This is a genomic window from Terasakiella sediminum (assembly GCF_033100395.1).
Taxonomy (GTDB): Bacteria; Pseudomonadota; Alphaproteobacteria; order Rhodospirillales; family Terasakiellaceae; genus Terasakiella.
This window is the reverse complement of sequence record NZ_JAWLVJ010000014.1, coordinates 90,745-105,155: the sequence shown is the minus strand read 5'-3', so window position 1 is coordinate 105,155 and position 14,411 is coordinate 90,745. Positions and strand designations below refer to the sequence as shown.

The 14,411-nt window shown below is 49.7% G+C and carries 15 protein-coding genes; 13 read left to right on the top strand and 2 right to left on the bottom strand.

Annotated elements, in window-relative coordinates; translation table 11 throughout:
- Window positions 1-39: 39 nt before the first annotated feature.
- Window positions 40-792 carry a substrate-binding periplasmic protein gene (locus RYZ26_RS12475; protein ID WP_317683548.1) on the bottom strand — a complete coding sequence of 251 codons (753 nt, stop codon included), beginning with the start codon at window positions 790-792 and terminating at the stop codon, window positions 40-42.
- A gap of 173 nt (window positions 793-965) precedes the next feature.
- On the opposite strand from RYZ26_RS12475, the gene ssb reads away from it, so the two are divergent.
- The 8 genes from ssb to RYZ26_RS12435 all read left to right on the top strand — a co-directional run bounded on the left by ssb (window position 966) and on the right by RYZ26_RS12435 (window position 9,385).
- Window positions 966-1,514, top strand: coding sequence for a single-stranded DNA-binding protein (gene ssb, locus RYZ26_RS12470; protein ID WP_317683547.1), 549 nt, complete (start codon window positions 966-968; stop codon window positions 1,512-1,514).
- Between the two features lie 76 nt (window positions 1,515-1,590).
- Entirely contained in the window at window positions 1,591-2,352 is a 762-nt protein-coding gene (locus RYZ26_RS12465) for a substrate-binding periplasmic protein (protein ID WP_317683546.1), read from the top strand.
- A 46-nt stretch (window positions 2,353-2,398) separates the two neighbouring features.
- On the top strand, window positions 2,399-2,791 hold the full coding sequence (locus tag RYZ26_RS12460; RefSeq protein WP_317683545.1) for a YbaN family protein: 393 nt from the start codon (window positions 2,399-2,401) through the stop codon (window positions 2,789-2,791).
- Window positions 2,792-3,300: 509 nt separating this feature from the next.
- Complete coding sequence (locus RYZ26_RS12455) at window positions 3,301-4,884, top strand: Re/Si-specific NAD(P)(+) transhydrogenase subunit alpha (protein ID WP_317683544.1); 1,584 nt, start codon at window positions 3,301-3,303, stop codon at window positions 4,882-4,884.
- 14 nt (window positions 4,885-4,898) lie between these two features.
- Entirely contained in the window at window positions 4,899-6,332 is a 1,434-nt protein-coding gene (locus tag RYZ26_RS12450) for an NAD(P)(+) transhydrogenase (Re/Si-specific) subunit beta (protein ID WP_317683543.1), read from the top strand.
- 81 nt (window positions 6,333-6,413) lie between these two features.
- The gene (locus RYZ26_RS12445; RefSeq protein ID WP_317683542.1) at window positions 6,414-6,971 is read left to right on the top strand and encodes a cysteine hydrolase family protein; all 558 of its coding nucleotides are present in this window, start codon (window positions 6,414-6,416) and stop codon (window positions 6,969-6,971) included.
- Between the two features lie 82 nt (window positions 6,972-7,053).
- On the top strand, window positions 7,054-7,452 hold the full coding sequence (locus RYZ26_RS12440; protein ID WP_317683541.1) for a bacteriohemerythrin: 399 nt from the start codon (window positions 7,054-7,056) through the stop codon (window positions 7,450-7,452).
- Window positions 7,453-7,744: 292 nt separating this feature from the next.
- Complete coding sequence (locus tag RYZ26_RS12435) at window positions 7,745-9,385, top strand: hypothetical protein (RefSeq protein ID WP_317683540.1); 1,641 nt, start codon at window positions 7,745-7,747, stop codon at window positions 9,383-9,385.
- Between the two features lie 320 nt (window positions 9,386-9,705).
- On the opposite strand, the gene rpsU is transcribed toward RYZ26_RS12435, so the two are convergent.
- Window positions 9,706-9,912: a 30S ribosomal protein S21 gene (gene rpsU / locus RYZ26_RS12430; protein WP_317683570.1), complete on the bottom strand. Its 207-nt coding sequence runs from the start codon at window positions 9,910-9,912 to the stop codon at window positions 9,706-9,708.
- 153 nt (window positions 9,913-10,065) lie between these two features.
- Between rpsU and def the strand changes: the two genes are divergently transcribed.
- The 5 genes from def to RYZ26_RS12405 all read left to right on the top strand — a co-directional run bounded on the left by def (window position 10,066) and on the right by RYZ26_RS12405 (window position 14,306).
- The gene (gene def / locus RYZ26_RS12425) at window positions 10,066-10,584 is read left to right on the top strand and encodes a peptide deformylase (protein ID WP_317683539.1); all 519 of its coding nucleotides are present in this window, start codon (window positions 10,066-10,068) and stop codon (window positions 10,582-10,584) included.
- A 4-nt stretch (window positions 10,585-10,588) separates the two neighbouring features.
- The gene (locus RYZ26_RS12420; RefSeq protein WP_317683538.1) at window positions 10,589-11,233 is read left to right on the top strand and encodes a COQ9 family protein; all 645 of its coding nucleotides are present in this window, start codon (window positions 10,589-10,591) and stop codon (window positions 11,231-11,233) included.
- Complete coding sequence (locus tag RYZ26_RS12415; RefSeq protein WP_317683537.1) at window positions 11,233-11,658, top strand: SRPBCC family protein; 426 nt, start codon at window positions 11,233-11,235, stop codon at window positions 11,656-11,658. Before RYZ26_RS12420 ends, RYZ26_RS12415 begins: the two co-directional genes overlap by 1 nt.
- A 102-nt stretch (window positions 11,659-11,760) precedes the next feature.
- Entirely contained in the window at window positions 11,761-12,990 is a 1,230-nt protein-coding gene (locus tag RYZ26_RS12410) for a bifunctional alpha/beta hydrolase/OsmC family protein (protein ID WP_317683536.1), read from the top strand.
- Window positions 12,991-13,091: 101 nt separating this feature from the next.
- On the top strand, window positions 13,092-14,306 hold the full coding sequence (locus tag RYZ26_RS12405) for a multidrug effflux MFS transporter (protein WP_317683535.1): 1,215 nt from the start codon (window positions 13,092-13,094) through the stop codon (window positions 14,304-14,306).
- Window positions 14,307-14,411: the final 105 nt, after the last annotated feature.

Below are 14,411 nucleotides of genomic sequence, written 5' to 3'. Positions count from 1 at the left end.
AAGGTAAAAGAGATAGTGTGATGTCATCCAAAAGTAAAGCTAAAAGCCGAAAAAATCCTGCCGGATCTTTTGATATTCCCCGCTGGCCTTGAGGGCTGCGAGCCCTGTGTTGAAATCCGCCAGCATTTGTGGTGTGCCAGCAAGGGCGCGTGAAGCAGCGATATGTTGGTTATTGGTGGAGATTGACGGACTCAGAATAATGGACTGACGCGCATCATATTTATCCATTTTGGAGATTGTGTGAAGGAATTGGTCAATGTTGACGGCAAACAAATCAACCCGGCCATTATAAAGCAGGTGAATGCCGTTTGGTTCATCATTCACAATCTGTTTTTCAATTCGCTGGTTTTGTTCAAACTCTTCTGAATAGGCCCATTTTCGGCCGACCGCGATTTTATAGTCATATAAGTCCTGCAGATTATCATACCGCGTGACCGTAAAGTTCTTGCGCAACCCGACGAAAACCATCTTTGTGGTATTCAGCGGGGCAGAGAAATGAAAGATTTCGCCGCGTTCTTTATTATAGAAGGCGCTGAGTAAACCGTCATAGCGTCCGGTCTCAGCTTCTTTCATCGCACGCGCCCAAGGATGGAAACTGACTTCTAACGTGCGGCCACTTTTGGCAAAGGCCTGACGGGCAACTTCCACCAGGAATCCACCCTTGGGGTGATCAGGATTGGTAAATGGCACAAAAGGCGCGGTCACCAGTCTATACGTCGCAGTCTGACCTGTGTTCACTTGAAAGGAAAGAATGAACAGGGTCAATATGATAAGGCGGATCATCATACTCATTCGTTTTTTGTTTCTCATCACGGTTGTGATGACAAGGAGAGTATCCTTAAGAACTGAAAAAAGCAAAAGAGAAATTTAGGGGCTGAAAGCTGGATTATGGACTCGCAAAAATCCCATATTGATTGTATGGTCTGGCCTCAAAATAATTAACCGCTTGAATACAAGGAGTTCCCATGGCCGGTTCGGTAAATAAGGTGATTTTGGTAGGTAATTTGGGGCGCGACCCAGAAGTGCGCTTTACAAATGATGGCTCTAAAATCGTCAATCTTTCTCTTGCGACATCCGAATCGTGGAAAGATCGTAATTCAGGGGAACGTCGTGAACGTACCGAATGGCACCGCGTGGTGATCTTTAATGAACGTCTGGCCGATGTGGCAGAACGTTTCCTGCGTAAAGGTTCAACCGTTTATCTGGAAGGCGCGCTGCAAACTCGCAAATGGACCGACCAGCAAGGTGTTGAAAAATACACCACAGAGGTTGTCCTGCAACGTTATCGCGGTGAATTGACCATGCTGGGCAGTCGTTCCGGTGGTGGTGATGGCGGCTATGCTGGCGGCGGTGGTGATGACTACGGTCAAAGCGCAGGCTCTGGTGGCGGTGGTTTTGGCGGTGGTGCTGACCCTCAAGGCGGTAGCACAGGCCCGGAATGGAATTCCGGCGGCGGCCAGCAACAGGGCGGCGGTATTCCCGGTGGTGATCTTGATGACGAAATCCCGTTCTAGAATTAAGATGATATAACGAAGGCTCAGAGGGGTTCCCTTCTGGGCCTTTTTCTTTGATTAAATGAAGATGCAGATAATGAACCGACTTTTAAAGCTTACCCTTTGTGGCGTCATTGGCCTGATGGCAACGCCGTCTTTTGCCGATGATTTAAATGTGGCTGTGACCACAAGCTCCGTTCCCTTTTCTTATAAGAATGAAGCGGGTCAACAAGTTGGGTTCAATGTGGATATGGCAAAAGAAATCTGTAAACGCATCAAGGCCACCTGTAAACTGCATGCCATCCGCTATCCCGACATTCTCGGTAAAGTAAACGCAGGAGAGATAGATTTTGCCTTGCCCAATATGTTGAAAACACCAGCACGGGAAGAAAAAGCGGCTTTTAGCATCCCTTACTGGCGATCCACATCCAGTTTTGTCGGCCCGGTGGATTATAGCTTCGGCGATGTGGACAAAGTACTGGCGCGCGAAAAGGTCTGTGCCATTGCAAAGACCCGCCAGAAAAGTTATCTGGAACAAAAAATGTCCGGGAACACGGAAAGATTGATTGTGACCAAAACCAGCATGGAAACCATCAAATCCATGCAGAAGGGCGTCTGTAAAATCTATCTGATGCCAACCATGCAATCGCTGAGTTTTCTACAATCAGATGATGGCCACGGATTTGGCTATCTTGGAAAACCAATTGCAAACAAGGGACTGGGTGGTGAAGTTCACATGATTGTTCGCCCGGATAATCCTGATCTGCTAAAGCAAGTGGATAAAGCCATGCGGTCGATTATTGAGGACGGCACACATACCAAAATTACGTCACAATATTTCCCTTTTCGTATTTTATAAAGATAGGGAACTTGAAAAGAAAACTTGGAAACCCACATTTTGAACTATGATTAAGAGCAGTCGCCGTATCATTTATCTGAGTTTGGGATGGGTCTTTACGGCCCTTGGTTTTTTGGGTGCCTTTCTTCCGGTTATGCCCACTACCCCGTTTTTGCTGGTCGCCGTCTGGGCCTTCAGCAAGAGTTCACCCAGGCTAAAGCGCTGGCTCTATACCCATCCAAAGTTTGGGGAACATATCCGAAATTGGTTTGATCACGGTGCTGTTTCAAAGAAAGCGAAAATTGCTGCTGTGTCCCTGATGGGGATCTCTCTTGGATTCTCCATACTTTTAAGTGAAAATATATACGTTCCAATTTCCCTAGCGGTTATAATGGTTGCAACTGCAACCTTTATCTTGACGCGCCCGAGTCCCTCCGGTGTTGCAATAAAGTCACAGTAATGTATCTGGTATGACAAGTTTACCTTGTTGCGGGGCAATATGAAAAACCCCGGTTTTCTGCCCTGTCCAGACTTGTTGCTGTCCCTCAAAAACACGAAAAAAACACCTTTAAATAAATTTTTGCTAATGTTGCGCTGCATAAAAAATATTAACCTACATCCAATGTAGGGGTTGCAGGCACTGGTATGACCAAGGCATAAAGGTGTTGCGAAAATTAATTATGCGCAGATCACTCAGGCGTTCGAAAGGATGTTTGGGTTTTTTGTGTAAACAACGTACCCAGAGGGAAACTAAGGAACCATGTTGGTGGCAACTGTTCAGAATTACCGTACAGAAAAAACCGACCTGTCACATTTTGTGGGAGACGCGAATGTGAAAGGGGATGCATGGGGTCAAAGTTATATGGATGCAGAAACTTCTCAATTTCTGAGAGGTGGATGGGTGCCTTATGTCAAAATCGTATGAAATGGAAATACCTCAAATGAAACGATTTATTTACTGGAGGAATTATGGCTGACGGACAATTAATTGGAACGCCAAAAGAGCTGTTCAAAGGAGAAAACCGCGTTGCGATGACTCCTGATTCCGCAACCCAACTCCAGAAACTTGGATATCAATGTGCCATTCAATCTGGTGCCGGGAAGCAAGCTGGCTTTTCTGATGAAGCTTACGAGGCTGCGGGTGTTGAAGTCATCAAAACCGCAAAAGGTCTTTGGGACAAATCAGACATCATTGCAAAAGTACGCGAGCCTGAAGAAAAAGAACTGAAGTACCTTGCCAAAGGCAAGACGCTGATCTCTTTCTTCAACCCTGCGGGTAACGAAGCTGGCATGAATGCCGCCAAAGAATCTGGTGCAAACGTGATCGCCATGGAAATGGTGCCACGGATTTCACGTGCACAGAAGATGGACGCCCTGTCATCCATGGCGAACATCGCTGGTTACCGTGCGGTTATCGAAGCCGGTAACAACTTCGGTCGCTTCTTCACAGGTCAGATCACAGCGGCTGGTAAAGTACCGCCTGCGAAGGTTCTGGTTGTGGGTGCGGGTGTGGCTGGTCTGGCTGCCATCGGTGCCTCTGTATCTTTGGGTGCGATCACTTATGCATTTGACGTTCGCCCGGAAGTGGCAGAACAGGTTGAATCCATGGGCGCAGAATTCGTTTATCTGGATTTTGAAGAAGAACAACAAGACGGTGCGGAAACAGGCGGTTACGCTTCTGTTTCTTCGCCTGAATTCCGTGAAGCACAGCTTGCGAAATTCCGCGAACTGGCCCCGGAAGTTGACATTGTTATCACAACAGCCCTGATCCCGAACCGCGAAGCACCAAAACTGTGGCTCGAAGACATGGTCGCGGCCATGAAGACAGGTTCTGTGGTTGTTGATTTGGCGGCTGAGCGCGGTGGTAACTGTGAAGGTACTGAAAAAGATAAGAAGGTCGTGACTGAGAACGGCGTAACCATCATCGGTTACACGGACTTCCCATCGCGTATGGCAGCACAGGCTTCCAGCCTTTATTCCACAAACATTCGTCACATGATGACTGACCTGACCCCTGAAAAAGACGGTAAGGTTAATCACGACATGGAAGATGATGTCATCCGTGGCGCGACCGTGACCTTTGAAGGTGATATCACCTTCCCGCCCCCCCCACCAAAAGTAAAAGCGATTGCCGCGCAGAAGAAACCGGAAGTCAAGGAAGAGACACCGGAAGAAAAGAAAGCGCGCGAAATTGCAGAATTCAAAGCTGATTCAAAACGTCAGTTTGCCATGTTGGGCGTTGGCGGCCTGTTGATGCTGATCGTGGGTGCCTTTGCCCCTGCCAGCTTCATGCAGCACTTTATCGTGTTTGTTCTGTCCTGTTTCGTTGGCTTCCAGGTCATCTGGAACGTTTCACACTCTCTGCACACACCGTTGATGGCTGTTACCAACGCGATTTCCGGTATTGTGATCTTGGGTGCCGTCCTGCAAATCGGATCCAGCAGTTCGCTGGTTGTTATTATGGCGACCATCTCGGTTCTGATTGCGACCATTAACATTGTCGGTGGCTTCCTCGTCACACGTCGCATGCTTGCCATGTTCGAGAAGTCCTAAGGAGAATAGAAACAATGGCTTATGGTATTATGACTGCTGCTTATATCGCAGCATCCGTCTTGTTCATCCTTTCTCTGGGTGGCCTTTCTAATCAGGAAAAAGCAAAACGCGCCGTATGGTACGGTATCGTCGGTATGGGCGTTGCTGTTTTCGTAACTGTTATCAACCAGATCGGTTTTAGCTTTATCTGGCTGATCCCGGCGATCCTGGTCGGTTCTGTCATCGGTTATGTGGTGGCTGCGCGCGTTCAAATGACTGAAATGCCGCAACTGGTTGCTGCGCTTCACTCCTTCGTGGGTCTGGCTGCTGTTTTCATCGGCCTGAACGCCGAACTGGAACTCCAGGCTGTTCTGGCTATGGACGAAGCAGCGCGTGAAGCTCTGACGGGTTTTGCACTGAAACTGGCGCACAAGACATCTGTTGAAATTTCCATCCTGAAGGTTGAAGTCTTCCTCGGTATCTTCATTGGTGCGATCACCTTCACTGGTTCTATTGTTGCCTTTGGCAAGCTTGCGGGTAAAATTGACGGCAAGCCAATCAAACTGCCAGGTGGTCACATGTGGAACGCTGTTTCTGCAATCGCCTGTCTGGTTCTGGGCATCATGTTCTGCAACGACTTTGGCATCTGGACAATGGTTGTTGTGACCATCATCGCAGGCTTCATCGGCTGGCACCTGATCATGGGTATCGGTGGTGCTGACATGCCGGTTGTGGTTTCCATGTTGAACTCTTATTCCGGTTGGGCGGCTTCTGCCATCGGTTTCACCCTGGGCAACGACCTGTTGATCGTAACAGGTGCACTTGTTGGTTCCTCCGGTGCGATCCTGTCCTATATCATGTGTAAGGCGATGAACCGTCATTTCGTATCGGTTATCCTGGGCGGCTTCGGCGGTGAAACAGGTCCGGCTATGGAAGTTGAAGGTGAACAGGTTGCCATCGATGCAGACGGTGTTGTAAGCGCGTTGGAAGATGCAGACAGCATCATCATCATTCCGGGCTACGGTCTGGCGGTTGCGCAAGCACAACAATCTGTGTCTGAGCTGACCAAGCGTCTGCGTGCCAAGGGTAAAGAAGTTCGCTTTGCGATCCACCCGGTTGCAGGTCGTCTGCCAGGTCACATGAACGTTCTGTTGGCCGAAGCAAAAGTGCCTTATGACATCGTTCTGGAAATGGATGAGATCAATGACGACTTCCCTGAAACTGACGTTGCCATCGTTATCGGGTCAAACGACATCGTAAACCCGGCAGCACAGGAAGATCCAAACTCACCCATCGCAGGCATGCCGGTTCTGGAATGCTGGAAAGCCAAGCAGGTGTTTGTCTCTAAACGTGGTCAGGGGACTGGGTATTCCGGTATCGAAAACCCACTGTTCTACAAAGAGAACACACGCATGTTCTATGGTGATGCGAAAGCGTCTCTGGATACACTGCTACAAAACATTAGCTAATCAATTAGCGCATGTTTATAGTTGGGGGCCGTATGCGAAAGCGTACGGCCCTTTACTTATTTTATGTGGAAGCTTTGAACTATGGAACTGGATGCCACCACCGCCCTTGTCATTATTGATGTGCAAAAAGCCATTGATGAACCCTGCTGGGATGGCAAGAACAATCCGGACTATCAGATGCGGGTCCAGGACCTGTTGAGCATCTGGCGGGTGCGCAAATGGCCTGTGTTCCATGTCAAACATAATGAACCCAATCCGGCCTCCACCTATCATACTGATAAACCCACCAACGACTTCAAGCCAGAAACAGCGCCGCTGCCCGGTGAAATTGTGATTGAAAAAGAAGTCAACTGCGCCTTCATCAAAACAAGCCTGGGCTCCCAGTTGCGCACGGAGGGCTGCGACAAGATCGTCTTCTGCGGGGTTGTGACCCATAATTCCATCGATGCGACCGTGCGTCATGCCAGCTGCCTTGGCTTCCTCACCTACGTGGTCAGTGATGCCTGCACGGCCGTTCCGGTGGTGGACAAGGCAGGCAAGCGTTGGGAAGCCGAAGATGTTCATAATCTCTATCTCGGCGTGCTGGATGGGGAATATGCCGATGTCATCACCATGCAGGATGTCTTCGCCGGAATTTGATCGCTTGCGCGAGATCAAGTTTGCCCTGCCGTCCTTTTGGTAGAATGCTACCCCAAGTGTTGATTGAATGGGGAGGGATGTTATGGGACGTCTGGCATGGAGTGAAGACTATAACGTCGGCGATGCAGAAATTGACCGCCAACATCAAGACCTGTTCGCCCTCATCGACCGCTTGGATGACGCCAGCCTGGACACATCCTCCATGGGCGTTATCTTTGAAAAACTTGACATCTATGTGCGCGAACATTTCCATGATGAAGAAGAATTGCTGAAACAGGTCGGCTATGACGACTTGGACGCGCACCTCAGGCAACACGACGAATTCCGCGAATGGCTCAGCACCGCCAAAGAAAGCTTCAAATCCGAACATGCCGATAATGGCGCTGTGGGACATAACCTTCAGGTTTTCCTGAGAGACTGGCTGCTCAATCATATTATCAAGACCGATCAGGCCTATAAGAGCTGGGTAGAGGGACGGTAAATCGCCCTCACCCCTGTCATCCCGGATTCATTCCGGGACAAGCTTTTAAAGCAGGATTCCAACTTTCAAACAATTGAGCCCGACCTCCCCCGATTGTCCTGGAACAAGCCTGGGATGACAACTTTCGTTACCGTCATTCCCGCGAACGCGGGAACCTAGTGAATGTGTGATCCAAAGGTGTCCTGGGTCCCCGTTTGCACGGGGATGACGGAGGGCTGGTGATGATAGAACGTTATTGCTATAAGGTGAGTAATGATGCACTATTCACCTATTAGGGGTTTTGGGGGCTACCGTGGGAAATATTGAATCCTTAGATGATTATAGAAAATGGCTGATGGGGCAGGATAAGCAGGTTGCCGTCGCGATGGCTGCACGAATTTCCCTGCGCGTTATACCTGTGCTCTTTCCTGTTTTGAATGAGGCACCTTCTGAATATGCTACATCCATAATTTTGCCTGTTTTTCGTGCTAATTCGGCCCCTTGGTTTGCGGGCACATGGCCAAACCAGCGGGGCGAATTTAGAGCCGCCAGAACCGCCGCCTACGCCGCTGCTGCTGACAGAGCCGCCGCCGCCGCCGCTAGAGCCGGCAGAACCGCCGCCGCCAAAGCCGCCAAAGCCGCCAGAACCGCCGCCGCCGACGCCGCCTACGCCGCCGCCAGAGCCGCCGCCGCTAGAGCCGTCGCCGCCTACGCCGCTGCTGCTGCTGACAGAGCCGCCGCCGCTTTTTCCCCTATTTGGGTGGCGATAAATAATGACATTTCTTATTTTGAGAAAACTGGATCACTTGATCAATTGATCAGCCGCCCGCTTTGGTTGTCGGTCATGCCGGATGACCTTGAAAATGATTGGCAAAAAATGAAATCGGTCTTGCTGGAACTGGATGAAGACTGGCAGGTCTGGACAAATTGGTATGATGATCGCCTTGTTGGTGGCCCCAAACCAAATGGACGTCTGGTTCTGGAATCTCTTGAACGTGAACGGGTTATGATCCCGGAAGAGGATTGGGAGAAAGGGCCCGCCCATGTTAATCATCTGATTGCAGAGATGGAAGCGCGATACCAGGTGCCGGATATTCCACAGCAGAAAAAGGCGGTGATTGAGCTTGAGGTCGGTGATGATGAGAAAATTCACAAACGCAAAGCTGTTTTGCCAACGTCTGAGAAGGAAGGACAGGAAGAGCGCTGGAAGAGTATCTGGGAAGCACAGCGTGAAGCTCTGGACGATTTTCTGGATTTGGTGCCGCAAACGAACAGTCCCTTTGTTGATAAAGCGATATCCCGATACGAAGCAGCATTGGCACATCAATATGAAGACATGAATGTCATCAAAGCGGGCTTGCATGCCAGTCGATTGCTGGAACAGTTAAACCATGCCAAAGATGAAATGTCAGATCGACTGGTGGCTGAACTTTCCGCCTTGCTTGCCAGTCACAATGGTTTCATCAAACAACTTCCTGAATGGCAGGAATATCTTGAGGAAATCGGCGAAAGCGGTGTAGCGCTTGCTGATGTTAGCCTCGCCTTGGAAGTGGTTGAACAATTGGGTGAAACCCGTGATCTGGCGGATGAACAGGTTATTGAGGAGTTCGAAGAATATGCAGCCGACATAAAAGGCGATTATGTTCCGAGTGATAATGATCAGGCCATTGTGTCTGATCCTTTAAAAGTCGATTTTGTGCGTAGTGTGGGCAACTTGCTATCAGTAACGTCAAAGCTCGCCAAATCCGGTTGGCAAAAGGTGCGTCAATCCAACGCCGGGAAGGCTGTTGAGCGTGGTGTAATCAAGGGGCTGGAAAGTACTTCCGAGAACTTTGTTCGTGCTGTTTCTGTTGTTGGTGCGATCAAGGGGATTGAGGTGTTGACCGGGATTACTAGTGAGTTCGCCTGGTTGTTACCGATTATTGCCTTATTGAAGGGGAAGAAAAAAGAATGATTACAGGCACTTACCTCACTCGTCATTCCCGCGAAAGCGGGAACCTAGCGGGCGTTTGATCCAAGGGTATTTTGGGTCCCCGTTTGCACGGGAATGACCGGGGAGGGAATATAACAAAGAAAAAGGGCGAAGCGGCTGGTTAAAGCGCTTCGCCCTTTTATCGGGTATATGAGGTGTCATCCATCAAAACGATGAACAACAAACGCCCACATCACCACCTTTCAAGTAGTATAAACCAGATCACCCCTCAGGCATGGGAGGGATCTGTAGAAAATGTAGTCTGAGTATAAACAGTCTTTCCCTAAGAAAGGGAAGGGTGTTTAGAAGCCTTCACGCTCGATGCGCTTGCGCTCAAGCTTACGTGCGCGACGAACTGCTTCAGCGTCTTCACGTGCTTTTTTCTCAGATGGTTTTTCATAGTGGCGGCGAAGTTTCATTTCACGGAAAACGCCTTCACGCTGCATTTTCTTTTTCAAAGCTTTCAGTGCCTGGTCGACATTATTGTCGCGAACTACTACCTGTACGATGGTCAGGGCCTCCTTATACAAAATAACAACAGGGCCATATGCCCAGTCCAAACCACTGGTGTGGAGAGGAAGCGGGGACATAGCATATGAATCTTTTATGTTCAAGTGGATTCAGTATGGCATCGGCCACAAAAAGTCATTATATAGCAAAACATGACAATTTTGAAGATCGCCCGTATGGGACATCCGGTGTTGCGCATGCCTGCCAATCCCGTTGAAGACCCGAAAGACCCTGAAATCCAACGCCTTGTCCGTGACATGGTGGACACCATGCATGACGCCAATGGCGCTGGGCTTGCGGCCCCGCAAGTGCATGTTCCCTTGCGTCTGGTGATGTTTCATGTGCCATCTGAACGTGGCGAAGACAGCGAAGTGCCGCTGACGGTCCTGATCAACCCGGTGATTGAACCTGTGGGTGAGGAGACCAATGTAGCGGTGGAAGGATGCTTGTCCATCCCCGGTATGGCAGGCCCGGTTAAACGCTATACCAACATCAAATATAGCGGTCTGGATGCCAATGGGGAGGTGATTGAGCGTGACGCAAGCGGTTTTCATGCCCGAGTCGTCCAGCATGAATGTGATCATCTGGACGGAATTCTCTATCCGCAACGTATGGACGACCTGTCCAGCTTCGGCTATGTTGAGGAACTGCAAAAGGCTTTGAAAGACTAAAACCATGCAAGACATCAAAGTAAAAGACGACATTCTTCTGGCAACCCTGCCCAACGTGCTGTTTGACGGCTGGACTGATGCGGCTGTTGAAGAAGGTGCGGTTGAAGCTGGCTATGAAGCATCCATGGCGGTGCGCGCCTTCCCGGACGGGGTGGCGGAAGTGCTTGCCCATTTTGCGGCCTATATCAATCGCCAGATGTCTGCAAAGCTGGAAGAGCTGGATATGGACGGCATGGGCATCGGCAAACGTCTGGAAGAAGCCATGCGTATCCGTCTGGAAATCGAAGCGCCTTATAAAGAGGCCGTGCGCAAGGCCATGTCTTTTTACACAATCCCCAAACATGCCCCGCAAGGCGTGCAGGTGGTGTGGAATGCGGTGGATGAAATCTGGTGGTCTTGCGGCGATGAATCCGTTGATTTCAACTATTACACCAAACGTGCCTCTCTGGCCGCTGTCTACAGTGCAACTATGGTCTACTGGCTGAGCGATGAGTCGGAAAATTCAGCAGAAACCATCCTGTTCTATCGCCGTCGCCTGATTGATGTGATCAATGCGGTCAAGACCCGTAAGGAAATTTTCGGCAAGATCGAAGATGTCTTTTGCAAGCTCACCGGACATCGTAGTGCCAGCACATTGATGAAACGCTGATGAGCCAGGCCGTCGTTTCTCGACAGATCAATCATGATACGGTAACGGTCTTTCAGGCTTTTGCGAGCAAAGAGGCCGTTGAAAAATGGTTTACGCCGTCACCGGAGATGGCGGTGAAGGTTCTTGCCTTTGATTTTGTTGAAAAGGGCAGCTACCGATTTGAATATGCCATCGGCCCGGACCAGAGTGTGACTTTGTTCGGCACTTTCCTTTCTATCCAGGAAGCCCGTCATCTGTCATTCACCTGGGAATGGGTCGATCCCATGCCGGGTGGGGAAGGAACGTCTAAAGTCCTGATTGACTTTAAGCCGGATGCAATGGCTACAGAGATCGTGGTGACCCATCAGGATGTAGCGGAATTGGTCGATCAGCACATCCATGGCTGGGAGGCCACGTTGGATCAGTTGGAAAAGTTTCTGGATTAATTGCTGATCACATTCACGTGACTTGATGTCCATAGCCTTGTTCTATCGCTATCTTGTTTCTATCTCTGTTGCTGAACCAGATAGATTAAGGATGCAAACACAATGGCTTTTCAGACAAAACGGATTACTTTTGCAGGCGCAAATGGGGCGGAACTGGCTGCACGGCTTGACCTTCCCGCAGGTCCCCCAAAAGCATACGCGTTGTTTGCCCATTGTTTTACCTGCACCAAGGATATCTTTGCTGCCAGCCGAATTGCGCAGCGTTTAAGTGATCGTGGCATTGCGGTCTTGCGGTTTGATTTTACCGGGCTTGGGGCGAGTGATGGGGAATTTGCCAATACGAACTTTTCCTCCAATGTGGCTGATCTTGTCGCTGCCGCAGATTATATGCGCAATGAACTTGAAGCCCCAACCATCCTTATTGGGCATTCACTCGGTGGGGCGGCTGTGTTGGCTGCACAGAAATCAATCCCTGAAATCCGCGCTGTCTCCACCATCGGGGCACCTGCGGACCCTGCCCATGTGGCGCATAATTTTGGCTGCCATATTGATGAGATTACCGAAAAAGGCGAGGCCGAAGTGCAACTGGCCGGGCGTCCGTTTAAAATTCAGAAGCAGTTTCTGGATGATATTGAAGCCACCAGGCTGGAAGATGATATCCAATCCTTGAAAGCTGCCTTGCTGGTCTTTCACGCGCCCATGGATGAAACCGTGTCGATTGACAATGCGGCCCGGATTTATAGTGCGGCGAAACATCCCAAAAGTTTTGTGTCTTTAGAAGATGCAGACCATCTTCTTACACGAAAAATAGATGCGGATTATGTGGCGGATGTCTTGTCGGCCTGGGCCGGTCGCTATCTGGACAATCCACTGGAAGAACAGAATAAACGCCCGCGCGCGGTTGAAGGCAGTGTGGTTGTGGCTGAAACCGGGGCAGGGAAGTTTATCAATCAGATTGTTACGGGTTCTGGTCATGTGATTACCGGGGATGAACCGGAACGTGTCGGGGGCAATAACACCGGGGCAACCCCTTATGATCTGCTGCTGGCTGCCCTTGGGGCCTGTAAATCCATGACCATGCGCATGTATGCGGATCGTAAAGGTTATAAACTGGATCGCGCCGAAGTCCGTCTGCGCCATGATAAAATCCATGCAGCCGATTGCGAAACCTGTGAAACGGAAAAAGGAAAAGTGGATCAGATCAAAACCGAAATCACCATCAAAGGTGATTTAACCGATGAGGAACGCCAGAAGATTTTTGAAATTGCCGAAAAATGCCCGGTTCATCGCACCATTACCAATGAATTGGTCATTGAAGCAGAGCTAAAATAAATATCTTTGGAATGTGAGACATTTCACTGTGATATAATCTGGAAGGGCTTATAGTCTGTTTCAAATGATATTAATAATTTGATCTTAGAAGTACCTTCCTTATGTCACAAACTGTCCCCCAAGCTCGTCAGTCAACGGGTGAATTCATTGCCTTGATGGCGTTTTTAATGTCTTTGGTGGCGTTGGCCATTGATGCCATTCTGCCTGCGTTTCATGCCATTGGCTCCAGCTTTGATGTGACGGATCAAAATCAGCTGCAACTGGTTGTGGGTGTGTTGTTTCTGGGGATGGCGATTGGGCAGATTTTTTATGGCCCGCTGTCAGACAGTATCGGGCGCAAACCTGCGACCTATATTGGGCTGGCGCTGTTTATTGTTGGCTCCCTGATCTCTGCCTTTGCCCCGACGTATGAAGTTTTGCTGTGGGGACGTTTTATTCAGGGTTTTGGTGTTGCGGGTCCTCGCACGCTAACCATCGCCTTTGTGCGCGACCAATATGCGGGTCGGGAAATGGCGAAGATCATGTCGTTTGTGATCAGCATCTTTATTCTGGTGCCCGCGCTGGCTCCGGCGCTGGGGGCGGGACTTCTGTTCTTTGCGACCTGGGAAAGTATCTTTTATGCCTTTGCTATATTGGCATTTGCCGTGACAATGTGGCTGGTTATCCGCCAGCCGGAAACACTACATAAAGAACACCGTATCAAGCTTGAGATGCGCCCGATCCTGAAGGGCGCAAAAGAAGCCCTGACCAACCGCATCTCTGCCGGATATATGGTGGTGGGCGGTTTGGCCTTTGCCTGCCTGGTGGCTTATCTCAATACGGCGAAACTGCTTTATCTGGATATCTATGGGATTGACGAACTCTTCCCGCTTTACTTTGCTATTCTGGCGCTGGCCGTTGGCGCATCGTCTGTGGTGAATGGCAAGCTGGTGATGAAGTACGGGATGCGCGCCTTGATGCAACTGTCCCTGAAAATGCTGATTGCGACATCCGCCTTGTTTATGACCTATCTTCTGGCAACGGACGGCCATCCGCCGTTTGTGCTGTTTATGACCGCGATGGTGCTGATCTTCTTTTTCATGGGCATTCTGTTTGGCAATTCAAATGCCATGGCTATGGAACCGATGGGGCATATCGCCGGGATTGCCTCCAGCTTCATCGGGGCGGGGACCACACTTGTATCCATGTCTTTTGGGGCGTTGATCGGACAATTTTATGATCAGACGCTGGTGCCGATGATTGCAGGCTATACAGTGCTGGCAACCATTTCCCTGTTATTGATGATGTGGATTGAACGCGGACGTCGTGACGCATAACTGTCATAAAATTATTATCTAAATGAAGTAACGTACAGGCTTGCTAAATATACGTACTATCCCCTATATTGCGGAGATGGTACGTAAGTTTTTGACATATCTGGC

Coding starts and splice junctions, on each gene's coding strand:
- RYZ26_RS12475 (WP_317683548.1), bottom strand. CDS start 792: ATGAGTATGATGATCCGCCTTATCATATTGACCCTGTTCATTCTTTCC.
- ssb (WP_317683547.1), top strand. CDS start 966: ATGGCCGGTTCGGTAAATAAGGTGATTTTGGTAGGTAATTTGGGGCGC.
- RYZ26_RS12465 (WP_317683546.1), top strand. CDS start 1,591: ATGAACCGACTTTTAAAGCTTACCCTTTGTGGCGTCATTGGCCTGATG.
- RYZ26_RS12460 (WP_317683545.1), top strand. CDS start 2,399: ATGATTAAGAGCAGTCGCCGTATCATTTATCTGAGTTTGGGATGGGTC.
- RYZ26_RS12455 (WP_317683544.1), top strand. CDS start 3,301: ATGGCTGACGGACAATTAATTGGAACGCCAAAAGAGCTGTTCAAAGGA.
- RYZ26_RS12450 (WP_317683543.1), top strand. CDS start 4,899: ATGGCTTATGGTATTATGACTGCTGCTTATATCGCAGCATCCGTCTTG.
- RYZ26_RS12445 (WP_317683542.1), top strand. CDS start 6,414: ATGGAACTGGATGCCACCACCGCCCTTGTCATTATTGATGTGCAAAAA.
- RYZ26_RS12440 (WP_317683541.1), top strand. CDS start 7,054: ATGGGACGTCTGGCATGGAGTGAAGACTATAACGTCGGCGATGCAGAA.
- def (WP_317683539.1), top strand. CDS start 10,066: ATGACAATTTTGAAGATCGCCCGTATGGGACATCCGGTGTTGCGCATG.
- RYZ26_RS12420 (WP_317683538.1), top strand. CDS start 10,589: ATGCAAGACATCAAAGTAAAAGACGACATTCTTCTGGCAACCCTGCCC.
- RYZ26_RS12415 (WP_317683537.1), top strand. CDS start 11,233: ATGAGCCAGGCCGTCGTTTCTCGACAGATCAATCATGATACGGTAACG.
- RYZ26_RS12410 (WP_317683536.1), top strand. CDS start 11,761: ATGGCTTTTCAGACAAAACGGATTACTTTTGCAGGCGCAAATGGGGCG.
- RYZ26_RS12405 (WP_317683535.1), top strand. CDS start 13,092: ATGTCACAAACTGTCCCCCAAGCTCGTCAGTCAACGGGTGAATTCATT.